This is a genomic window from Thalassobellus sediminis (assembly GCF_044386045.1).
GTDB classification, from domain to species: domain Bacteria; phylum Bacteroidota; class Bacteroidia; order Flavobacteriales; family Flavobacteriaceae; genus Thalassobellus; species Thalassobellus sediminis.
Genome location: NZ_JBISCD010000039.1, coordinates 249,564 through 273,291, shown reverse-complemented (window position 1 = coordinate 273,291; position 23,728 = coordinate 249,564). Strand labels below are relative to the sequence as shown.

Below are 23,728 nucleotides of genomic sequence, written 5' to 3'. Positions count from 1 at the left end.
ATGGCAAATAACATAATTTTAGCTTTATGTGAAGGCCCTCATGATGTCGCTTTTTTACATAAAATTTTAAAGACTAGTTCATTTAAAACAGCACAAAACACAAAACTTGGAGAGTACCCAACACCAATGAATCAATTTATTGTTGAAGAAGTTAAAAAAAGTAATGTTAATGATCTAAATATTCAAACTGTTCGAAGAACATTACTTCCAGGTTCTGTTTTAAAAAGAGATGATAATTTTGTCTTTTTATATGCATTAGGAGGAGATTCAAAAAAAGATACTAGACAATCAATATTGAGTAAAATTGTTTCCTTTTTACCTAAAGAAGGTAAAATAGAAATCCTACCTAAAGATACAACACTAAATCTTTTATATTTTTTCGATGCAGATGACAAAGGAACTGAAAATAGACTGAAAGAAGTTCAAAATGAAGTCAAAGAAATAATTAATGATCTTGAGTTTTTAGATGATGCCATTTTAGCAAAATATAGAGAAATGCTTTTAGGATGCTATATTTTTTCAAATGTAGAATCACAAAATGGTAAGTTAGAAGATTTACTTATTCCTATTATGTTAGAGAATAATGAAGAAATTTTTGAAAATGCCAAACAATACTTTGATACTCATTATGAAGAAAAGAGAGGAAAGAAAAAAGGAGCTGATCTTAAGAAAGCCATCATAGGTATATCTGGGCAATTACAAAAATCAGGATCAACAAATACTGTAATTATCAGTCAATCAGATTATTTAAATGATAATAAAATTAAATCTTCTGATAAATGCTCTGAAATAATTTCATTCTTTGAAAAATTTACGAAATAAAGTGTTTTTTATAGGATTTTACTCGACCTCATAAAATTTTGGTAAAACAATAGGTGAGTGGAGCGTACATATTTTAGGGGTCTAGTAATACAGATTCTTAATAGTTATAAATAAGCAACGAATTTCAAAACAATCTTAACGAGTTACAATGTTTCCTAAAATATAGCATAACGAGCCGTAATTGTTTCCAAAAGTTTATGCAGTCTTGAATTTTTGTTTCTTTTGTTTCAAGACAAAAGATATTAAAACTTAAAAATGTATCTTGTTATCTATGAATACTGTCAATGAAAACGCATTAAACTTTATGAAATCAGAGCTTAAAAAAGCTCAAATTAAAGTTTCACATAATGAAAGTGGGAGAGAAGCAGTAGACTTTAATATCAAGACTAATAATGGCAAATCGTATCAATTATTCTTTAAATCTATTGATTTTGATACCAAAAGAATTATCAAGATTCCAAAACAAGATTTAGGCGAACTAAAAGAAAATCTTTTAATTGGTTTAGTTCTTTTAATTGAGAGCGAAGCGAAAGTTTTATATCTAATTCCGTTAACAGTATTTTTAAATCCAAATTCATTATTTATTAGTAATGACGTGATGTTAGCACAATTATCTAATTGGGAAATTAGCGTATTTACAAATGCAATCCCAGAGTTAAGTAAATATGCTATAGAGAATATGATTGATAAACTTTAAATCATATCTATAAACATTATGTAAAATAGAATTTCAGAAAATTTAAATTGGATTTCTAAATAGAACAAGTGCTAAGAATTTTATTTTTCTTAAAATTTTAGCTCTTGTGGAAAGCTTACGAGAATCTCTTGAAAAAAATTACAACGAAGATTTCCTTTAAAACGAGAATTTTAATAATAGTTAAAAGCTAGCTTTTTTTTGGCGTTGGCAAGCGGCGGTAAATTGTGTTTAAAAATAAATGTTATTGAAACATTTAAATTTTTAAAAAGCAATCGAGCGATTGGCAGCGGCAATTTTACATAACGGCAAATTATAGTACAGAAATAGAATTATTATGCTTCTTGAGAATCGCTTATTTAAAAATTGATTAAGGATTGTACAGAATATTAAAATTATACGAGAAGCAAAACGATAAAGTTTAATGACCCAAATATTAGTATTCTATTAAAATTAAAACTTTCTGGGATATTTTACATAATAGAGAATTATAGCTACACATCTAAATTGTTCAAACGAAGCCACAATTAGCTTAACATAATTACTATCGATATAAGTCTGGCAGCCATTATATCTGTAATTATGTCAAATATCGCCCAAAAGCGCTATTTCGCTAATTGTTGTGAAATGTACTATAATTTATATTATGTAAAATAGAATATTTTAAACCTTACTCTCTATTTATTAAATTATGTTAAATAATATTTAATTGGCAAATTACATTTTTATAACAAATACAATACAATTATATTTGCTTGCCTTTAAATTTATCAAATTATTTAATGAAACCTAAGTCAAAAACAAAAACATCTAAGTCTCGTTTTCAATTACTACATCAGTACTATAGTTATACAGGATTTTATGCATTTGTTTGGAATGCTGTTAAAAAAGCTATTCCTTATATTATAATTATTGTTGCTGCTGTATATACTTTAAATCATTTTTTTAATATTAATGCTGCATTAGTAAAACTTACACAAATATTACCGGCTTATGGCGTATTAGCATTCTTTTTTGTTTCAGAAACCTTATTAGGTCTTGTGCCACCAGAAATATTTATTGCCTGGGTAGGAAAGCTTAATAATCCTTGGGGCTATTTGAGTCTTTTAGCTTTTTTATCTTATTTCGGAGGTTTGGTTTCATATTATATCGGACATATTATTACCAAAATACCTTCTTTTCATAACTATTTAGAAGAAAAAATGGCAGATCAATTAAAAAACTCAAAAAAATGGGGCGGTTTTTTAATTGTTGTTGGTGCCCTATTGCCGCTACCCTTTTCAATTTCTTGTATGGCAGCTGGTATTATAGAGTTTCCTTTTAAAAATGTTGTTATTTATGGTTCGTTACGTTTATTACGTTTTTTATTCTACGGACTTGTTATTTTTAACGTCTTTTAAAAAAAACTTAAACACACGCTATATTTAATCTTTGTACTGTATTTTTGTACTTAAATTTTATATCATGTTTTCATTTTTAAATATATTCAGAATTGTAGCATTTCTTGAAGGTGTATCTTATATTTTATTATTATTCATCGCTACACCTATAAAATACCTTTTACACGAACCGAAATATGTAAAACTACTAGGAATGCCTCATGGTATACTTTTTATAGGTTACATTATACTTGCCTTCATGATTAAATCGGAATTAGGTTGGACTAAAAAAGAATTTTGGTCTGTTTTATTGGCAGCAATTATTCCTTTCGGAACCTTTTATATCGATAGAAAATATTTAAAAGTTAAAGCATAATGCAAGCGGATACTATCACAGAAGTTGTTGTAAGACCTAAATATTCACATTTACTATATGACTATTTAGTAGAAACCGTTCAATTAACACAACAGTCTGCTAAATATTTAAACATGATAGCCTTATTATTTACGGTACTTATCATTGTTTTTCTTGTAGATTTTCTCATTAGGAAGCTTCTATTAACAGCCTTTACTAGATTTGCAGCTATTTCTAAATCAAATTTTGATGATTTATTAGTGAAAAATAAAGTGCCTCGTAATATTGCGCATATTATTCCATTATTAATTGCTTTAGAATTTATTGATATTGTTTTTATAGACTTTCCTTCTTTTGAAAATGTTGTTGAAAAAGGTTTAAAAGTATTTGCTATTATTTTAACACTCTGGATTGTTAGAAGTCTTCTAAACACCTTAAAGGATTATTTAAAAACCATACCCAATTTAAAAGATAAACCAATAGATAGCTACATTCAAGTTTTCATGATTTTTGCTTGGGTAGCGGGATTTATGTCGGCCATAGCTATTGTTACAGATATTCCGTTTTTAAAGTTTGTTACGGGTCTTGGAGCCATTTCAGCAGTTATCATATTAGTATTTAAAGATACTATTATGGGCTTTGTTGCTAGTATTCAGGTATCTATAAACGACATGGTGCGTATTGGCGATTGGATAACCTTTGAAAAATATGGTGCCGATGGTGATGTTATTGAAATAAATTTAGCCACAGTAAAAGTTCAAAATTTCGATAAAACGATTACTACTATTCCAACCTATGCCCTTATTTCCGATTCGTTTAAAAACTGGCGTGGTATGACAAGTTCAGAAGGAAGACGAATTAAAAGAGCCTTGTTTATAAAACAAGATGGTATTAAATATTTAACAGATACTGATGTTGAAAAACTAAAAAGCATTCAACTTTTAACCTCTTATTTAGAAGGTAGACAAGCCGATATTAAAACGTTTAACGATACAAATACAATTAATAAAGACTTATTATTAAACGGTAGAAACCTGACTAATATTGGTGTTTTTAGAAAATATATCGATTCGTATTTAAAGCATCATTCAGCTATTAATAAAGATCTGATGATTATGGCGCGTCAATTAGCACCAACCACGCAAGGAATTCCTTTAGAAATTTATGCTTTTAGTAGTGATAAACGTTGGGAGAATTACGAATATATTATGTCTGATATCTTCGATCATTTATTAGCAGCCCTTCCCTACTTTGAATTAGAGGTTTTTGAGTTGCCTAGTCATGGTAGCTTTAAAACTAAATAAATTCTAAAGAAATAGCTATAAGTCATTTCGACGCTAGGAGAAATCACATAAAGAAAATCATTAGTTTTAACAATAAAAAAAGGGTGAATTCATAGAATTCACCCTTTTTAATTTATAGTGTGCTTAATATCTTAAATATTAGCAGCTAACCAGTCACCAACTTCTTTGGTTCCGTATGATTTTCCACCATCAGCTAAATCTTCAGTAACCATACCTTCAGCTAAGGCTTTATTAACAGCATCTCTAATAGCTTTACCTTCTTCAGGTAAGTTAAAAGCTGTTTCAAACATCATAGCTGCAGATAAAACAGTTGCCATAGGATTCGCAATATTTAATCCAGTTGCTTGTGGATACGATCCGTGAATAGGTTCGAATAAAGCAATATCAGATCCCATAGATGCCGATGGCATAAGTCCCATAGATCCTGAAATTACAGAAGCTTCATCTGTTAAAATATCACCGAATAAGTTTTCAGTAATTAATACATCGTAACTATTTGGCCATTGTACCAAACGCATCGCTACGGCATCAACAAACTCATAACTTACTTCAACTTCTGGATAATCTTTTTCCATAGCTTGAACTGTTTCTCTCCATAAACGAGACGTTTCTAATACGTTGGCTTTATCAACACAACATAATTTCTTAGAACGTGTCATTGCTAATTCAAAACCTTTTTTAGCTAAACGTTGTACTTCAGCTCTAGTATAAACACAGTTATCAAAAGCTGTTTCTCCACCATCTCTTCTACCCTTTTCACCAAAGTAAATTCCACCAGTTAACTCACGTAAAAACACTAAATCAGTACCTTCAATACGCTCTTGTTTTAAAGGCGATTTATCTAATAAAGAAGGAAATGTAAATGTTGGACGTACATTAGCAAATAACCCTAATTTTTTACGCATTTTTAATAAACCTTGCTCCGGACGTACAGGCGCAGAAGGATCATTATCAAATTTTGGGTGCCCAATAGCTCCAAATAAAACAGCATCAGCAGCAACACAAACATCGTGTGTACTGTCTGGATAAGGTTCACCAACAGCATCAATAGCTGCAGCACCTGTTAAGGCAGGTTTCCAAGTTATTTCATGTCCAAATTTTGCAGCAACAGCATCACTTACCTTTACAGCTTGATCTATTACTTCTGGTCCTATGCCGTCTCCGGCTAAAAGAGCAATATTAAATTTCATCTATTTTATTTTTAATCTTTATTTTAAACTTTTTTATTTTTTTTGCGTTACCCTAAAAAGGGTCGGGCTTTCAGCTATATCTTTTTTGTTTTTAATAACAAAAAAGGATGCCGCATCAATCTCTAACGCGCTAACCATTTAGCGTTCTAACTAATAATAATGTTTAGCATTTTCTCAGTAGCTTTAATAGCAGATACTGTTTGATCTGAATCTAAACCACGAGTTTTAAATTCTCTATCAGCATTTTTCCAAGTAATAATGGTTTCACACAAAGCATCCGAATGACTTCCAGGAGGTATTCTCACCGCATAATCAACCAAATCAGGTAATACTAAATTTTTACTTTTAAAAATACTTCTAATAGCATTCATAAACGCATCAAATTGTCCATCGCCTTGAGAACTTTCTTCAAACGTTTCATTATTTATAGTAATAGAAACCGTTGTTGATGGTTTCAATCCTTTAGAATGTGTTAGCACATAAGAGTTAACCTTTACCTTTTCTTCATAAGTTCTGTCTAAAACATCCGAAATAATATAAGGTAAATCCTCTTTAGTAACCACTTGTTTTTTATCTCCTAACTCAATAATACGTTGCGTTACTTTTCGTAAATCGGCATCATTAAGCTGAAGTCCTAATTCTTGTAAATTCTTCTGTATATTAGCTTTTCCAGACGATTTTCCTAAAGCATATTGGCGTGTTCTACCAAAACGCTCTGGCATCAACTCACTAAAATACAAGTTATTTTTATTATCGCCATCGGCATGAATTCCAGCCGTTTGTGTAAACACATTAGCACCAACAACAGGTTTGTTAGACGGAATCATAACACCCGAAAACGTTTCAATTAATTTACTAATGGTAAATAAAAAGGTTTCATTAACGCCAATTTCAATATTTGGCATAAAATCATTAATAACAGCAATAGTACTGGCCATTGGTGCATTTCCTGCACGCTCTCCCATACCATTTATTGTTAAATGCAAACCATCGGCACCTGCTTTTAAACCTTCCATAGCGTTAGATACACCTAAATCGTAATCGTTATGTGTATGGAAATCAAAATGCAGATTAGGATATAAATCTTTAATCTCTTTAATATAATTATAAGATTCTTCTGGTGTTAAAACACCTAAAGTATCTGGTAGCATAATACGCTTTACTGGTTGCGTTGCTAAAAAGGCTAAAAACTCAAAAACATAGTCTTTAGAATTTCGCATGCCATTGCTCCAATCTTCTAAATAAACATTCGTATCAATACCTTTTTCTTCCGCGAAAGCGATATTTTCTGCTATTTCTTTAAAATGCTGACTTGGAGTTTTTTTAAGTTGATGTGTTAAATGGTTTAAAGAACCTTTGGTTAACAAGTTTTGAACCTTAGCTCCTGCATCAATCATCCATTGTATAGATACACCATTATCAACAAAAGTTAATACTTCAACATCATCTAAATAATTGTTTTCAGATGCCCATTCGGTAACATCTTTAACCGCTTGAAGTTCACCTTCAGACACACGTGCTGATGCTATTTCAATACGATCTACTTTTAATTCTTCTAGTAAAAGCTTTGCAATAGTAAGCTTCTCTGAAGCAGAAAACGACACGCTCGAGGTTTGTTCACCATCGCGCAATGTCGTATCCATTATTTCTATTTTCTTCAAACTCATTTAAAAAGGACGAGATTCTGCAAATGTTTCAATCTCACTTTTCATGTTTTGCAAATAGTCAATATCATCAAAACCATTTAGCATATTATCTTTTTTATATCCATTGATATCAAAAGACTCTTGTGTTCCAGAAGCTGGTAACGTAATTGTTTGAGCTTGTAAATCAATCACTAACTCTGTATTAGGATCGGCATAAATAGCTTCAAATATTTCATTTGAAAATTCTGGACTAATTTGCACTGGTAAAACACCAATATTTAAACAGTTATTCTTAAAAATATCTGCAAAGAAACTAGATACTACACAACGAAAACCATAATCGTATACTGCCCAAGCAGCGTGCTCTCTAGAAGATCCTGAACCAAAGTTCTTACCTCCAACTAATATCTTTCCTTTATATATAGGATTGTTTAAAACGAAATCTTGTTTTGGTGTATCATCACCATTATATCTCCAGTCACGGAATAAATTATCTCCAAAACCATCACGCGTTGTCGCTTTTAAAAAACGAGCTGGTATAATTTGATCGGTGTCTACATTCTCAATTGGCAATGGAACTGCAGTACTTGTTAGTGTTGTAAATTTATCGTAAGCCATAATTTTAGTATTCAGTCTGCCAGTAATCAGTTGGCAGTATATTATATTTTTATTTAATTTTCATACATCAACAATATTATTCAGTTTTTAACTGAGAACTGCTGACTGTTAACTGCAAACTTATAAAAGCTCTCTTGGATCTGTAACAACGCCTGTAACTGCAGCTGCTGCAGCCACTAATGGACTTGCTAATAATGTTCTTGATCCTGGTCCTTGACGACCTTCAAAGTTTCTGTTAGAAGTACTTACAGCATATTTTCCTGCTGGTACTTTATCATCGTTCATTGCTAAACAAGCAGAACAACCTGGTTCTCTTAAAACAAATCCAGCTTCTTCAAAAATATCTAATAAGCCTTCTTCTTTTATTTTAGCTTCAACAATATGAGATCCTGGCACTAACCAAGCCGTAACATTATCAGCCTTTTGTCTTCCTTTTACAATAGAAGCGAAAGCACGGAAATCTTCAATACGTCCGTTAGTACAACTACCAATAAATACGTAATCGATTTTCTTACCAATCATTTGTTCATCTTCAGCGTAACCCATATAAGCTAAAGACTTATCGTAAGTTGCTTTACCACCTTCAACAGATTCTGCAGAAGGAATATTTTTAGAAATTCCCATACCCATTCCTGGATTGGTTCCGTAAGTAATCATTGGTTCTATATCTGCAGCATTGAAAACTAATTCTTTATCGAAAGTAGCGCCTTCATCTGTTTTTAAAGTTTCCCAATATGCCATGGCTTTATCCCAATCTGCACCTTTAGGAGCCATAGGACGCCCTTTTACATACTCAAATGTTTTTTCATCTGGAGCAATCATTCCACCACGTGCACCCATCTCAATAGATAAGTTACAAACAGTCATACGACCTTCCATAGTCATGTTTTCAAAAACATCACCTGCATATTCTACAAAATAACCCGTAGCACCAGAAGTTGTTAATTGTGAAATAATATATAAACCAACATCTTTAGGCGTTACACCTTTACTTAAAGGCCCGTTAATGCTAATACGCATTTTCTTTGGCTTAGGTTGCATGATACATTGTGTGGTTAAAACCATTTCAACCTCAGAAGTACCAATACCAAAAGCAATAGCTCCAAATGCACCGTGAGTTGATGTATGTGAATCTCCACAAACAATAGTTGCTCCTGGAAGTGTAATTCCGTTTTCTGGTCCTACAACGTGAACAATACCATTATTTTGATGTCCTAATCCCCAGTGACTAATACCATATTCATTAGCATTATCTTCTAAAGTCTTTAACTGATTTGCCGATAAAGGATCTTCAACTGGTAAATGTTGATTAATAGTTGGTGTGTTATGATCTGCAACAGCAAACGTACGCTCTGGGTACAATACACTTAAACCTCTACTTTTTAAACCAACAAAGGCTACAGGACTGGTAACTTCATGAATTAAATGACGGTCTATAAAAAACACATCGGGTCCATCTGCTATACTTCGCACTACATGCGAATCCCATACTTTATCAAACAATGATTTACTCATAATTCTATTTTATATTCTATTTATTTATATCTCTATGATTACTAAAAAACTAATTTCATTTTTAGCAAGTTGACAAATTTAAAAAAAACTAGTTTTTTTAATAGCCATTAGGCAACAATCTATATTACTTTTATAATATTATTAATGGAATAGAGAAAAAACGATTATAATTTAACGGAAAAGCAAAATTGATTATAAATTTTAATGCATTCGCTCTAGCAGAAACAGCACATCACCTTTTAAAATATTTTATTCTATCTTTTAATAAAAAAATAAAGCGGAATGATCAATTAAGAACATACCGCTTTAAAAAAAGTTTTATTTGCTATTAATTCTTTTTGATAATTTTTTTGGTGATATTTTTTGTTTTCCCATTGAATTTAATAATGTAAGTACCAGGACTTAATTCATCAGTACTAATTTCATTATTTTCATAATTTGCTATTTCACCTTTTTTTAGCAAGGCTCCTTTAACATCAAAAAGCAACCAATCTGAATAATTATTTAATTTATCATTCATTTTAAATTTAATACTGTTTTTAAATGGATTTGGGTAAACAGTTAATTCTGTATTGTCTAAAATTTCATCTTCAACATCTAATGAATCATCACCAGTACCACTAATTATAAAAATTTCAGAAGCATTACTCCCAACATTATTAAAAGCTGTTACTCTAAAACGATGCCATGAAACTAAATCGGAATTATCAAACCTATAAATAGTTCCGTTTGCCCCAACTTCTCCTATTTTTACATAATTACCGTCTATCAACTGTTCTATTCTAAACCCAGATTCATTACTTGATAAATCTAACCATCTTAATTCAATTTGTGAATTTATTAATCTACCACCTTGAATTATTTTAGGATTATTGGGTAAAGATGGTTCTGTATTGTCTGTTTTTAAAATAGCATAATTTGAGTAAAAGGATTCTAATGTTTCATTTATAGCCTTAACTCTATATCGAACAAATTTATTGGAAGGCAAATTAGCATCTAAAAAAGAGGTGGTATTAGCAGAAGTTGTAGCAATTTCAACAAACTCACCATTATCTGAGCGCTCTATTACAAAACCTGTTTCATTATCAGATATATCATTCCAGGTTATTTGGAGACTCCCATTATTATCAATATTACCCGCATTGAGGTTTGTTGGTGCTAATATTTCTTCTACTCTATCAATTTTAAATTTTAAAATACCAGACCCATAAGTTGCAAAAACAACAGTATTAGTTTTAGGCAAATAATCAACATCAGTAAAGTCTACAGTTGGTACCGAGGCATCAACCATAGAAAACCACTTATCTTTTTCAACCGAATACACCCAAGCACCAGCATGACCAGCAGCAGCATATATGAATTTTTCATCAGGAGAAAGCACAAATTCTCTAATTTGAAAAACATTTAAGCCATTAATATGATTAGCAAATGTTTTTCCTCCATCTTTACTTATAGAAAATCGATTACCAACACCAGCAAAATAAACCGTTTTTTCATCTAAAGCAGATGCTTTAATTACATGCTGGTTTTTTGTCCAATTCCCCCAATTTGTAGTATTTGCTCCAGGAAAATAAGATCTATTAGCTGTTGTAAATTCAAAAGTTTGCCCCCCATCTACAGAATATAAAAAATTGCGATTCTTTACGGACACGTACCAAATATTTGGATTTACCGGAGAGATTTCAAATCCTGTAATTTCACTATTTGTTTCAGCACCAAAATTATAATAATGTTCCGTTTGTATTATGCTTTTATTTACAGAATTATAAGTGAATTTTTTTAGTTTTGAACCTGCTGCAACATAAACAGCATCTTCATTTTTAGTTCTAGAAGCAATCATAGGCGCAGCCCACCAACTCCCTGTAAAATTTAAATTAGTTGTGGTTGCATTTGGCAATGCAAAATCTCTATGATACAAAGTTCCAAAATATAACCACGTCCATATAGATGCTCCATCATTAGCTACAGTAGCACGAAATGCATCAGTAGATCTTATCTCTCCAGTACCAGTACTAGTAGAGTTAAGAGGGAAGTTTCTTGCCCCTCTATCTTGTGTCGCTGTAAAAGCCATATTGTAATTTTCACTGTAATCAGCATCATAACACATTTGAGTTGTTGCAGTATTATTTATTTGAATATAACTGAATTTATCATCTGGCGTGTATGATATAAAAGCACCAAAATCATTCCCTACGAGCTGAAATATACTACCATCCATTTTTTCATACATTCTTTGGTGCTGAACATCCCATCCTTGTCTATTTGAAAAGCCCTCGTGTGTTACTCCAAAATTTCTTGACATTCTAACATCTGTATCTCCTGAAAATAAAATGTTTGGTTGCGTAGGATGCATGGTTCTAATTGCATTGTTCCCACTATTAGTAGTTTTTGTCAACCAGTTTTCACCTGAATCTGAAGAATAATAAACAGACTTGTTTCCTGCTATTGTAAAATGTGTAACACCGTCAATTACAGTACCCATTACGTTTCCAAAGTTAGCAAAAACGAATTCTGGTGACTGAACCAATTGATAGTCTAAATCATTAGGCCCAAGTTTGTAAATAGATATTTTTTTTGTAGAAGTATTATGTATAAATAGATAGACATTTTCAGATTTCAAAGGCTTTATAATATGACCTGTATATTGACTTCTTAAAAATGATAATGTTGAAGCTGTATATGTGATTCCATCAGTAGAAAAATATGGCTTTCTAGTAGTCGTGTTTATTGATGCAAATGTAGCAATTCTATCAACTCCAGAAGAAGTTTGTGCAACTCCCACATCTTGACAAGACCAGTGATATCTAACATTTGAATTCTTCCAACTTCTTCCTTCATCATCACTATATTCCATCAAAGCATTATCTCTTGAGCGTATCATTCGAAATTTACCATCTGGTAAATTTATACCGTATAAATACATATCATCAGCATTATCATTGTAATTATTTTTATTATCTAATAATGTCCACTGCGTATTTGAAGGGTTTGCTTCATCTCTATCTACTCGATATAAATGTCCTGCAAAGGAAATAATATAAAGTACATCATTACCTTTATCATACAAGGACCCATCTACTCGATAACCATAACTAGTATAGATACTACTATTATTTGTTAGAAACTTAACATCAGACCAACTACCATTAATAGTACCATCAGCATAACTTGAAAATGTAGATGCATTATACCCTAAGTTGCCTTTTGTGTTAGCCATTTTTGCATGACTTTTATTTAACATTGCTTCCTCTATTGAAATACAACCCTTTGGATGTTCATCTGGATCATGTTCGCTATCTTCAATTTGTACAGATTCACTTAATCTTTTTGGAATTACATTAAAAAAGACAATAGAAATAATAAATACTGATAATATAAGGCCTATAAAAAACTTGTATGATGTTTTTTTCATTTTAATTTTATTTTTTATAAAATTAATTAGCCTTTAATTAGTTTTAAGGTCAAAAATCAACTTAAAAAGAGCTACAAAACAGCCATTTTAATAAAAAACTACTAATTATTTAGTAAAAACGCAAAAAAAACACAAAACACCATTCATTGTTAATAACCTCGTTGACAATTATAGTTCTTAAAAATATTTTCAGGTTTAATAATTTATATTTTTATTAAAACTCTAAATAATGAATGAAAGACACTTCAATTTAAAAAGTATTCGTCCTACCATTGCCTCTGCAACAATTAATGATAATATGAGTAGTGATGAGCGTTTCCAGAATTTAGTATTACGCCCTGTTATTAAACTTCAAAATGATTTGCTTATTGAAGTTTTTAAAAATTACATTGTTAAACATAAATCTGTTTTTTACGGTTTAACACTTGAAAAACGGATAGACTATATTGAAAATACTATTCAGAAAGACATAAAATTTAGAAACTCTTTAAAAGGTATGATTATCGGGCAATTTACTGTTGAAGAATATTTAATTTATATTCAAAATTCATCAGCATTAAACAAGCGTATGATGAATATTGTAAAAGAACGTTTATTGAGTAATATTCAACTTTTTGAAAAACCTGAGTTGCTAGAAGCTGTTTAAAATAAACGTAGCAAAAATATGCGATTTATCGCATGCTTTCGAAATGACAAAAACTAAATTAACGACTCACCATTTAAATCGGTAGTAAGTACATCGCTCATGTAATCAAAATATGGGCGAATGGCTTTAAATGCATCACTTATTTCATTTATAAAATTAGGATCTAGCACTTTTTTATCGGTGTATTTCTTAGTAAATATATACTGTTTCTTTTTAATTAAATCGATGGCTTTATGCGCTTTGTCAAATCCGCGAGGAGCTGTTTTTACTTCATCACCAACAAATGTATTCCCCCAAATACTACTAAATTCATCATTAGACAATATCTCTCTAATTTCAGAGTCGTCCATTTCAAATTCTTTACGAATACGCATTAAATCGGCTGGAGCAGGTTCCCAAAAACCAGTTGCAATAAAACTTTCATTATTAGGTTGAAGGTGTAAATAATAACCACCTCTTAAATGCGGCTTCGTTCTATGAAACGAACCTCCAAAGTGTGTTTTGTAAGGTAATTTGTTTTTTGAAAAACGCACATCTCTATAGATTCTAAATATTTTTAATTTATCAATAGAATCATGTGTATTTAAGGTTTCATAAATTGTATTATAAAATGCCTTAACGTCTTTTTCAATAGCTTTAAATTCCGGTTTGTTTTCGTTAAACCAATCGCGATTGTTATTTTTTTCTAATTTCTTGAAGAACGAAAACACGTCTTTTGACACTGTATGACTCATGATTGTTTAATTGAAAGATTAAAACTTATGTCGTTAATTGGTTGTCTAAATTACAAAACACCATTAACTATTCAAATTCAATACTATTAAGAATTAAACCCGAAGCTGGTGCAATATAATTCATTTTAATGTCGCTATCTGGCTTCAAACTGTTTTCTATAATTTCTATAGTCAATTTACCTTTACCTAAATCGATGAGAGTCCCCATAATTAACCGAATTTGATTACGCATAAACCCTTTACCTCTCACTTTTAATAAGTATGTTTTTTTAGGAAAATAATTAGCTGTATACACGGTGTTTTCTACCAATTCGCAACTTAAAATTTCACGATTATATATACCATTATCAGTAGGACGAAAACAATAGGATTTAAAATAATGCTCTCCTTCAAAAAGTTTAGCTCCTTTTTTCATGATATCTATATCTAAATCATCTAAAATAGTCGTCATTATTGGTGCACAAAATGGGTGGCATTTTTCACCGTAAGCAAACAAATAAATATATTCTTTAACTTTTGAATGCTGAATGATATTAAATTGAGCATCAACTTCTTTAATACCTAGCGCTCGAATATCTTGTGGCAAATTATGATTAAAAAACTCTAAAAAAGCAGTTTCATCTTCAATAGGTTCAAATAAAAACAATTCGAATGCAGCACTTTCAGCAGAAACCATTGCATCAGTTCTTCCAGAACCCAAACTTTTAAATCGTTTGCCTTCTAAAATAAAATTTAAGGTTCTATCAATCATCAAGTGAATCGTTTTTACATCAGGTTGCTTTTGCCAACCATGAAAACGATAGCCTAAATACTGAATGGTAATTAAATAAAAGTATTTTTTAGACTGAAATTGCATTTATTTATGCCTTCCTATTAATTCCTTTTCAATATCTTTTAAAGTAAACCCTTTGGCCTGTAACAACATTAGATAGTGAAACAATAAATCTGCCGACTCATAAAGAAACAACTCATCATTATTATCCATAGCCTCAATAACGGTTTCAACAGCCTCCTCGCCTACTTTCTGAGCTACTTTATTAATGCCTTTTGCAAATAAACTAGCTACATAAGATTTTTGAGTATCTTTATTTGCAACACGTTCAGTAATTACATCTTCTAAGGTTGAAAAGAAACCATAATTAGATTTATTTTCTTCACCCCAACAATTGTCTGTTCCTTTATGACACGTTGGGCCAACAGGATTTACTTGAATAAGTAAAGAATCATTATCACAATCATTCTTTATATCTACTAGATTTAAAAAATTGCCGCTTTCTTCACCTTTAGTCCATAAACGTTGTTTACTTCTGCTAAAAAAAGTAACCTGTTTCGTTTCTATTGTTTTTTTATAAGCTTCATCATTCATATACCCCAACATCAATACATTTTTTGTTGTAGCGTCTTGAATTATTGCTGGTACTAGTCCGTTTGAATCGTATTTAATTTCCATAATAAAATTATAATCGTACTTCTATATTGTTTTCTTTTAATTCTTTTTTCAAATCTGGAATAGGAATTTCACCAAAGTGAAATACACTTGCTGCTAATGCGGCGTCTGCTTTTCCTTCTTTAAAAGTATCTATAAAATGCTGCACATTTCCTGCACCTCCAGATGCTATTATTGGAATATTTAATTCCTCTGATAATTTAGCTAAAGCTTCATTTGCAAATCCGTTTTTAGTACCATCATGATTCATAGAAGTGAATAATATTTCACCTGCTCCACGTTCTTCAACTTCCTTAGCCCATTCAAATAAATCAATATCTGTTGGAATACTGCCGCCTGCTAAATGCACTTTCCAAGTACCATCAACTTGTTTTGCATCAATAGCCACTACGACACATTGACTCCCAAATTTATTAGATAATTCGTTAACCAATTCAGGTCTTTTTACTGCAGAAGAATTAATAGAAACCTTATCTGCACCACATTGAAGCAATGCATCAACATGTTCTACAGATGAAATACCGCCACCAACAGTAAATGGAATATTGACTTGCTCTGCTACATGTAAAACCATTTCTAAAGTAGTTCCTCTACCTTCTAAAGTGGCAGAAATATCAAGAAACACTAATTCATCTGCTCCAAAATCAGCATATTGTTTTGCTAATTCTACCGGATCTCCTGCATCACGTAAATCGACAAAATTAACGCCTTTTACTGTACGTCCGTTTTTAATATCTAAACAAGGTATAATTCGTTTTGTTAACATTTATACAAATTTCTCTAGTTGTTTTAAACTTATTCTATTTTCATAAATAGCTTTTCCAATAATAACACCTTCACAACCTATTTCTTTTAAAATTGGTAATTCATCAATATGTGAAATACCTCCTGAAGCTATTAAGCTTACAGATTGCGCATTGCTACTATTAGAACATTCTGATATAATTTGTTTATACAATTCTACCGACGGCCCTTGTAACATACCATCTTTAGATATATCAGTACAAATAACATATTTAATTCCTTTCTTTTGATATGCTTTTATAAACGGAATAACATCTTCTTTACTCTGTTCTATCCATCCACTAATTGCTATTTTCCCATTGTCACTATCAGCACCCAAAATAATTTTTTCAGCACCATATTTAGACAACCAACCTTCAAAGGTTTCTGGATCTTTAACAGCAATACTACCACCTGTTATTTGTTTTGCTCCAGAATTAAAGGCGATATGCAAATCTTCATTTGTTTTTAAACCTCCACCAAAATCTATTTTAAGATTCGTTTTAGATGTAATTTGTTCCAACACTTTATAATTTACAATGTGCTGCGCTTTGGCACCATCTAAATCGACTAAATGCAAATATTCAATACCTGAATCTTCAAACATTTTTGCAACTTCAAGCGGGTTTTCGTTATAAACTTTTTTTGTTTCGTAATCTCCTTTGGTTAAACGAACACATTTTCCGTCTATAATATCTATGGCTGGTATTATTCTCATTTTTATAAATCTAAAAAATTCTTCAAAATTTGTTCTCCTGCTAAACTACTCTTTTCTGGGTGAAATTGAACACCATAAAAATTATTATGCTGTAAAGCTGATGCATAATTAATATCGTAATCTGTTGCAGCTATGGTTTCTTTACAATGTTCGGCGTAATAACTATGAATCAAATACATATATTCATTTTCTTTTATGCCTTTAAATAAATCTGATTTTAGATCTTTTATAACATTCCAGCCCATTTGCGGTACTTTTACATTGTCAGCAAAACGTTTAACACCTGTTTGAAAAATGCCTAACCCTTTGGTGTTTCCTTCCTCTGTCGATTTACAAAGTAATTGCATGCCTAAACAAATTCCTAAAACGGGTTGTTTTAAAGTTGGAATCAATTTATCTAACCCACTTTCTCGTAACATTTTCATGGCGCTACTCGCTTCTCCCACGCCTGGAAAAATAATTTTATCGGCAGCCATAATTTCATCAGGATCATTTGACAAAATAGCATCAACTCCTAATCGTTTAAAAGCAAATTGTATGCTTTTAATATTTCCTGCTCCGTAATTTATTATAACTAATTTCATTATATATTTTAAGCTAAAAGCTATTTAAAGCATTCCTTTTGTACTAGGTAAAAACATTTTGTTTGAGTCTCTTTTCACTGCCATTTTCATAGCTTTTGCGAAGGCTTTAAAAACACCTTCTATTTTGTGATGTTCGTTTACGCCTTCTGCTTTAACATTTAAATTACATTTGGCGCCGTCTGTAAACGATTTAAATAAGTGAAAAAACATTTCTGTTGGCATATCACCAATTTTTTCACGCTTAAACTCTGCATCCCATTCTAACCAGTTTCTACCTCCAAAATCGACAGCTACTTGCGCTAAGCAATCATCCATTGGTAAACAGAATCCGTAACGCTCTATACCTAATTTATTACCGAGTGCCTTATTAAATAATTCACCCAAAGCAATCATAGTATCTTCAATGGTGTGGTGTTCATCAACGTTTAAATCACCATCAACTTTAACAGTTAAATCCATAGCGCCATGACGCCCAATTTGATCTAACATATGATCGAAAAAAGACAAACCTGTATCTATATTATTATTACCAGATCCGTCCAAGTTTAGTTTTATATAAATCTTGGTCTCATTAGTATTTCTAGTGATTTCTTCTACACGATCTTCAAGTTTTAAAAACTCATATATTTTAGACCAATCTGTGCTAGTTAAAGCAATACAATCTAAAATACTTTGTTTAGATGTTTCTATTTCATCGGCTCCTAATTCTGGATCTTCAGATAAATAAATACCTTTTGCGCCTAAGTTTTTTGCTAATTCCATATCGGTTATTCTATCACCTAATACAAAAGAGTTTGCTAAATCGTAATCTTCAGAAAAGTACTTAGTCAATAAACCTGTTCTAGGTTTACGTGTTTCTGCATTTTCATGAGGAAAGGTTTTATCGATACACACTTCTGAAAACACAACACCTTCTTTTGCAAACGCATCAATGACTTTATTTTGAGCTGGCCAAAAGGTATCTTCTGGAAAAGAATCTGTTCCTAATCCATCTTGATTTGTTACCATAACCAATTCGTAATCCAACTCACTTGCAATTTTTGCCATGTATTGAAATACTTTTGGATAGAATTCTAGTTTTTCTAAACTATCTAGTTGATAATCTACTGGTGGCTCTAATACTAATGTGCCATCTCTGTCTATGAATAATACTTTTTTCATGCTTAATTTATTAAGCAACCCTGAATTCATTTCAGGGTCTTATTAATGTCTAATGTTTCTAATTTTGGATTGGCTTCTTTTAGCAGATTCCATTTCCATTCTTTATGCCAATTCTTTAATTGTCTTTCACGAGATTTGGCTTTTTTTATTTCATTGAAAGTTTCAAAATATACTAAATCTGTTACATTATATTTTTTAGTAAATAATGCTCCGTTTCCTTTTTTATGTTCTAATAACCTTCTTTTCAAATTATCAGTATATCCAATATATAATACTGTTCTATTCTTATTTGATAATATGTAACAATAAAAATTAGTCATTGTTTCATAAGTTCCTGAAACAAGTTCAGGATTTCGAAATTAATTGAAGGGTCTCAATTAATTTCTTATTCTCATCAGTTGTCCCAACCGTAAACCTTAAAGTGTTTTCACACCCAGGTTGCGTGGTTCTATTTCTTATTACAATCCCTTTTTCAATTAATTGATTGTAGCGTTTTGTAGCATCATCAACTTTAGCAAGTACAAAATTGGCATCTGATGGATATATTTTTGAAACAAAATCAACAGTATTCAATTCTGAAATCAATACGTCTCGCTCTTTTAAAATAGTTTCAATTTGATTTTTTGTTAAATCTTTGATATTTAATTTCTCAACCGCTTTTATTTGAGTTAATTCATTAACATTATACGGTGGTTTAATTGTGTTTAAAACAGCTATAATTTCCGCGGAAGCGTAACAAATACCTAAACGAATTCCTGCCATACCATAAGCTTTTGATAGCGTTTGCGTCACAATTAAATTTGGAAATTCTTCCAGTCTATGTATCCAACTTTCTTCTTTTGAAAAATCGATATATGCCTCATCAATCACCACAATACCTTGAAATTTATTTAATAACGCCTCCATTTCAGAAGTGTTAAAACTATTTCCTGTTGGATTGTTTGGCGAACATAAAAACAAAATTTTACTTTGTGGGTTTGCTGTATTTAGAATTTTATCTACTTGTGGCTGAAAATCTTCTGACAGCAACACTTCTTGTATCCCAATAGCGTTAATATTAGCTAAAACACTATACATACCGTATGTTGGCGGCAAAGTGATGATATTATCAACATTAGGTTCGCAAAACGCTCTAAATACTAAATCTAAAACTTCATCGCTACCATTTCCTAAAAGGATATTTTTTGCTGATATACCTTTTATTTCTGATAAAACCGCTTTCAATTTTCCTTGTTGAGGATCTGGATAACGATTCACGCCATTTTCAAACGGATTTTCATTCGCATCTAAAAACACCATATCGTCTGTAACTCCTTGAAATTCATCTCTTGCAGACGAATACGGCTTTAAAGCTTTTATAGTTGGCCTTATTAAATCTTGGATATTCATGATTTCAATGCTTTTAATCGGATAGAAACAGCGTTTTTATGCGCTTGTAAACCTTCAGCCTCTGCCATTAACTCAATGGTTTCTCCAATATTTAAAAGGCCTTCTTTAGATATTTTTTGAAACGTCATATTCTTTAAAAAACTATCTAAATTCACTCCTGAATATGCTTTTGTAAAGCCATTTGTTGGTAAGGTGTGATTCGTTCCCGAGGCATAATCGCCTGCGCTTTCTGGCGTATAATCACCTATAAACACTGAGCCTGCATTAAGAATGCCATCTACATAAAAATCTTCATTTTTCGTGCAAATTATAAAATGCTCTGGACCGTATTCATTAATCATATCTAAAGCTAATCCATCGTTTTCTACGTAAATTAATTTTGAATTCGCTATGGCTTGTTCTGCAATGGCTTTACGCGGAAGCACATTTAATTGTATTTCAATTTCGCTAGAAACTGAATTCAATATCTCTTTTGAGGTAGATACCAAAATCACCTGACTATCGGTTCCGTGTTCTGCTTGACTTAATAAATCTGATGCTATAAAACCTGCATTAGCTGTTTCATCTGCAACCACTAACAATTCACTTGGTCCTGCTGGCATATCGATAGCAACACCGTGTTTTGTTGATAGTTGCTTAGCTACGGTTACGAATTGGTTTCCCGGGCCGAAAATTTTATAAACTTGCGGAATTGTTTCTGTTCCAAACGTTAAACCTGCAATCGCTTGAATCCCTCCTACTTTTATAATTTTTGTAACACCGCATAAATTGGCAGCATACATGATTTCGGCAGCTATTTTACCTTCTTTATTTGGAGGCGTACACAATACAATATCTTTACAACCGGCTATATTAGCAGGAATTGCTAACATTAATACGGTTGAAAACAAAGGCGCTGTGCCTCCTGGAATATATAATCCTACTTTTTGAATAGGACGCTTTTCTTGCCAACAATTCACTCCATTTGTTGTTTCTATTTCAACTCGTGCTGTTTTTTGTATGGCATGAAACGCTTCAATATTATCTTTTGCTGCTTTTATGGCATTTTGAAGCTCTGATGATACTAATTTTTTTGAATTAGCCAACTCCTCTTGAGTCACTACATTAGATTCTAATGCAACACCATCAAATTTAGATGTATATCTTTTTATAGCATCATCTCCATTGGTTTTAACATCGTTAAAAACTTCGGTTACTATAGCTTCAATATCATTCACAGTTTGTGTTGGGCGTTCTAAAATAGATAGCCACTCACTTCTTTCTGGATTGTTTATTATTTGCATCTTATTATCTATTTAAAAGATACTGAAACAAGTTCAGTATGCTAAAGCACCATTTTTTCAATAGGACACACTAAAATACCTTGAGCGCCATTTTCTTTTAACGCATCAATAACATCCCAAAATTCGTTTTTACTAATTACCGAATGTACCGAACTCCATCCTTCTTGTGCTAATGGTAAAACCGTTGGGCTTTTCATTCCTGGAAGCACATTTATAATGTCGTCTATTTTATCATTAGGTGCATTTAATAAAATATATTTTGATTGTCTGCCTTTTAAAACCGATTGAATTCTAAATTGAATTTTATCTAAAATAGCTTGTTTTTCATCACTTAAAACAGGAGATACTGCTAAAACAGCTTCCGATTTTAAAATAGTATCTACTTCTTTTAAGTTGTTTTTAAATAAAGTACTTCCGCTAGAAACAATATCTACAATAGCATCTGCCAACCCAATATTTGGAGCAATTTCAACAGAACCATTAATAATATGAAGGTTCGCATTTACGCCATTTTTATCTAGAAAACTTTGTACAGTATTTGGATACGAGGTTGCAATACGCTTCCCTTCTAAATCTTGAATACTAGAATACTCGGCAGATTTTGGTACCGCTATACAAACTCTACAGGTTGAAAAACCTAATTTTTCTACAACGTTAATACCTTCTCCTTTTTCAATTAAAACATTCTCACCAATAATAGCTGCATCTACAACGCCATCTTTTAGGTATTGTGGAATATCACCATTTCTTAAATAAAAAACTTCTACAGGAAAATTTCTAGCTGAAGCTTTTAATTGATCTTTTCCGTTATCGATAGAAATTCCGATATCTTTTAAGATTCTCATTGAGTCATCATTTAGACGACCTGATTTCTGTACTGCAATTCTTAATTTACTCATTATCTTGTTTTTATGAGTTTGAAACAATCTAGTTGGACTTAAAATTAAAAAACCCGCTTGATTGTCTCAAACGGGTTTAAAATATGTTGATTTTATTCAATACATTTTCACTTCGCTTGAGAGCAAATATGAAAATGATGATGTATTTGAATAAAAGTCATGTTCTTTTTTGTTTCTACAAATATGCAAATTTTATATGTATAATTCCAAATAATGAATTCAAAATTACAAACATTTATAAATTCTATAGTTTTACTATGTTTTGTTTATTCAAAATTCAAAAGAAACATTAAAATATTGATATATTTATGTTCTTCACTTTATTGATTACCTAAAATAATAGGCATACCACTATCACCAGATCCAATAACAATAACTTTACTATTTGGTGATTCTGATAATTTAACAGTGGCTTCAATTCCTTTATCCTGAAGAATTTTATCTGTTAAAGAAGCACTTAAAATTCTATTTGCATCAGCTTTACCTTTAGCTTCTATAATTACTTTTTCGGCTTCTTTTTCAGCTGTTACTAATCTAAACTCATATTCTAAAGACTCTTGTTCTTGTTTTAATTTACGCTCAATAGCATCTTTAATTGTTGGAGGTAAAGTTACATCTCTTACTAACACCTCATTCAATTGAACATATTGTTTATCAAGTATTTTCTTAGTTTCTTCAAAAATCTCTACTTGAATAGCGTCACGTTTAGTCGAATACAAATCGTCTGGAGTATACCGTCCAATAACACTTCTTGCTGCACTACGAATAGCTGGTTGAATAACACGTTGCAAATAACCTTGACCAAGAGATTGATGTAAATTACCTAAATCATTATATACAGGCTCATACCATGCCGAAGCATCTATTTGAATTTCTAATCCGTTAGACGACAATACCTTCATTTTTTCAAAAAGCTCTTGTTGTCTTACTTCGTAAACATATACCTTATTCCAAGGCGCAACAATATGAAACCCTTCTCCCATTGGTGGTTCATCAGTAACAACACCATCTCCAAAAGTTTTAAACAGTACGCCTGCTTCTCCTGAATCTATGGTTACAGCTGATTTTGATAATAATACTACAAAAATAACTACTGCTATTATTATAGGAAATGCAATTTTTGGTAATTTTTCCATTACTTATTTTAGT

The 23,728-nt window shown here is 31.3% G+C and carries 23 protein-coding genes; 6 read left to right on the top strand and 17 right to left on the bottom strand.

What is annotated here, in order from left to right:
* The 5 genes from ACH5TW_RS05945 to ACH5TW_RS05925 all read left to right on the top strand — a co-directional run bounded on the left by ACH5TW_RS05945 (nucleotide 1) and on the right by ACH5TW_RS05925 (nucleotide 4,554).
* Nucleotides 1–822, top strand: coding sequence for a DUF3226 domain-containing protein (locus ACH5TW_RS05945; RefSeq protein WP_439335579.1), 822 nt, complete (start codon nucleotides 1–3; stop codon nucleotides 820–822).
* Nucleotides 823–1,126: 304 nt separating this feature from the next.
* The gene (locus ACH5TW_RS05940; RefSeq protein WP_439335578.1) at nucleotides 1,127–1,519 is read left to right on the top strand and encodes a hypothetical protein; all 393 of its coding nucleotides are present in this window, start codon (nucleotides 1,127–1,129) and stop codon (nucleotides 1,517–1,519) included.
* 779 nt (nucleotides 1,520–2,298) lie between these two features.
* Nucleotides 2,299–2,916: a YqaA family protein gene (locus ACH5TW_RS05935; RefSeq protein ID WP_439335577.1), complete on the top strand. Its 618-nt coding sequence runs from the start codon at nucleotides 2,299–2,301 to the stop codon at nucleotides 2,914–2,916.
* A 64-nt stretch (nucleotides 2,917–2,980) separates the two neighbouring features.
* Nucleotides 2,981–3,271, top strand: a complete 291-nt coding sequence (locus tag ACH5TW_RS05930; protein WP_439335576.1) for a DUF3817 domain-containing protein — start codon at nucleotides 2,981–2,983, stop codon at nucleotides 3,269–3,271.
* Nucleotides 3,271–4,554 carry a mechanosensitive ion channel family protein gene (locus ACH5TW_RS05925; RefSeq protein WP_439335575.1) on the top strand — a complete coding sequence of 428 codons (1,284 nt, stop codon included), beginning with the start codon at nucleotides 3,271–3,273 and terminating at the stop codon, nucleotides 4,552–4,554. Before ACH5TW_RS05930 ends, ACH5TW_RS05925 begins: the two co-directional genes overlap by 1 nt.
* Before the next feature lie 131 nt (nucleotides 4,555–4,685).
* Here the strand turns inward: ACH5TW_RS05925 and leuB are convergent, their stop codons facing one another.
* From leuB to ACH5TW_RS05900, 5 genes are all read right to left on the bottom strand, one after another.
* Nucleotides 4,686–5,744 (bottom strand): 3-isopropylmalate dehydrogenase, encoded by a 1,059-nt coding sequence (gene leuB / locus ACH5TW_RS05920; protein ID WP_439335574.1) that lies wholly within the window; start codon nucleotides 5,742–5,744, stop codon nucleotides 4,686–4,688.
* A 146-nt stretch (nucleotides 5,745–5,890) separates the two neighbouring features.
* Entirely contained in the window at nucleotides 5,891–7,411 is a 1,521-nt protein-coding gene (locus ACH5TW_RS05915; RefSeq protein WP_439335573.1) for a hydroxymethylglutaryl-CoA lyase-like TIM-barrel protein, read from the bottom strand.
* Nucleotides 7,412–8,008: a 3-isopropylmalate dehydratase small subunit gene (gene leuD / locus ACH5TW_RS05910; protein WP_439335572.1), complete on the bottom strand. Its 597-nt coding sequence runs from the start codon at nucleotides 8,006–8,008 to the stop codon at nucleotides 7,412–7,414.
* Nucleotides 8,009–8,128: 120 nt separating this feature from the next.
* On the bottom strand, nucleotides 8,129–9,523 hold the full coding sequence (gene leuC / locus ACH5TW_RS05905; RefSeq protein WP_439335571.1) for a 3-isopropylmalate dehydratase large subunit: 1,395 nt from the start codon (nucleotides 9,521–9,523) through the stop codon (nucleotides 8,129–8,131).
* 328 nt (nucleotides 9,524–9,851) lie between these two features.
* Complete coding sequence (locus tag ACH5TW_RS05900) at nucleotides 9,852–12,935, bottom strand: T9SS type A sorting domain-containing protein (protein ID WP_439335570.1); 3,084 nt, start codon at nucleotides 12,933–12,935, stop codon at nucleotides 9,852–9,854.
* Between the two features lie 229 nt (nucleotides 12,936–13,164).
* On the opposite strand from ACH5TW_RS05900, the gene ACH5TW_RS05895 reads away from it, so the two are divergent.
* Nucleotides 13,165–13,581: a glyoxalase gene (locus tag ACH5TW_RS05895; RefSeq protein WP_439335569.1), complete on the top strand. Its 417-nt coding sequence runs from the start codon at nucleotides 13,165–13,167 to the stop codon at nucleotides 13,579–13,581.
* A gap of 53 nt (nucleotides 13,582–13,634) precedes the next feature.
* On the opposite strand, the gene ACH5TW_RS05890 is transcribed toward ACH5TW_RS05895, so the two are convergent.
* From ACH5TW_RS05890 to ACH5TW_RS05835, 12 genes are all read right to left on the bottom strand, one after another.
* Nucleotides 13,635–14,315, bottom strand: a complete 681-nt coding sequence (locus tag ACH5TW_RS05890) for a DUF2461 domain-containing protein (RefSeq protein WP_439335568.1) — start codon at nucleotides 14,313–14,315, stop codon at nucleotides 13,635–13,637.
* 67 nt (nucleotides 14,316–14,382) lie between these two features.
* Complete coding sequence (locus tag ACH5TW_RS05885) at nucleotides 14,383–15,171, bottom strand: tRNA pseudouridine synthase A (RefSeq protein WP_439335567.1); 789 nt, start codon at nucleotides 15,169–15,171, stop codon at nucleotides 14,383–14,385.
* Nucleotides 15,172–15,765, bottom strand: coding sequence for a bifunctional phosphoribosyl-AMP cyclohydrolase/phosphoribosyl-ATP diphosphatase HisIE (gene hisIE / locus ACH5TW_RS05880; RefSeq protein ID WP_439335566.1), 594 nt, complete (start codon nucleotides 15,763–15,765; stop codon nucleotides 15,172–15,174).
* A 7-nt stretch (nucleotides 15,766–15,772) separates the two neighbouring features.
* A complete protein-coding gene (gene hisF / locus ACH5TW_RS05875) occupies nucleotides 15,773–16,528 on the bottom strand; it encodes an imidazole glycerol phosphate synthase subunit HisF (protein ID WP_439335565.1) in 756 nt (251 codons plus the stop codon).
* Nucleotides 16,529–17,263, bottom strand: a complete 735-nt coding sequence (gene hisA, locus ACH5TW_RS05870; RefSeq protein ID WP_439335564.1) for a 1-(5-phosphoribosyl)-5-[(5-phosphoribosylamino)methylideneamino]imidazole-4-carboxamide isomerase — start codon at nucleotides 17,261–17,263, stop codon at nucleotides 16,529–16,531.
* Between the two features lie 2 nt (nucleotides 17,264–17,265).
* Nucleotides 17,266–17,847 carry an imidazole glycerol phosphate synthase subunit HisH gene (gene hisH, locus ACH5TW_RS05865; RefSeq protein WP_439335563.1) on the bottom strand — a complete coding sequence of 194 codons (582 nt, stop codon included), beginning with the start codon at nucleotides 17,845–17,847 and terminating at the stop codon, nucleotides 17,266–17,268.
* 24 nt (nucleotides 17,848–17,871) lie between these two features.
* Nucleotides 17,872–19,008: a bifunctional histidinol-phosphatase/imidazoleglycerol-phosphate dehydratase HisB gene (gene hisB / locus ACH5TW_RS05860; RefSeq protein ID WP_439335562.1), complete on the bottom strand. Its 1,137-nt coding sequence runs from the start codon at nucleotides 19,006–19,008 to the stop codon at nucleotides 17,872–17,874.
* Nucleotides 19,009–19,034: 26 nt separating this feature from the next.
* Complete coding sequence (locus tag ACH5TW_RS05855; RefSeq protein WP_439335561.1) at nucleotides 19,035–19,328, bottom strand: GIY-YIG nuclease family protein; 294 nt, start codon at nucleotides 19,326–19,328, stop codon at nucleotides 19,035–19,037.
* Between the two features lie 25 nt (nucleotides 19,329–19,353).
* Entirely contained in the window at nucleotides 19,354–20,397 is a 1,044-nt protein-coding gene (gene hisC, locus ACH5TW_RS05850; RefSeq protein WP_439335560.1) for a histidinol-phosphate transaminase, read from the bottom strand.
* A complete protein-coding gene (gene hisD / locus ACH5TW_RS05845; RefSeq protein ID WP_439335559.1) occupies nucleotides 20,394–21,680 on the bottom strand; it encodes a histidinol dehydrogenase in 1,287 nt (428 codons plus the stop codon). Before hisD ends, hisC begins: the two co-directional genes overlap by 4 nt.
* A gap of 41 nt (nucleotides 21,681–21,721) precedes the next feature.
* The gene (hisG, locus tag ACH5TW_RS05840) at nucleotides 21,722–22,579 is read right to left on the bottom strand and encodes an ATP phosphoribosyltransferase (RefSeq protein ID WP_439335558.1); all 858 of its coding nucleotides are present in this window, start codon (nucleotides 22,577–22,579) and stop codon (nucleotides 21,722–21,724) included.
* A 320-nt stretch (nucleotides 22,580–22,899) separates the two neighbouring features.
* Nucleotides 22,900–23,715, bottom strand: coding sequence for a prohibitin family protein (locus ACH5TW_RS05835; protein WP_439335557.1), 816 nt, complete (start codon nucleotides 23,713–23,715; stop codon nucleotides 22,900–22,902).
* Between the last annotated feature and the right edge of the window lie 13 nt (nucleotides 23,716–23,728).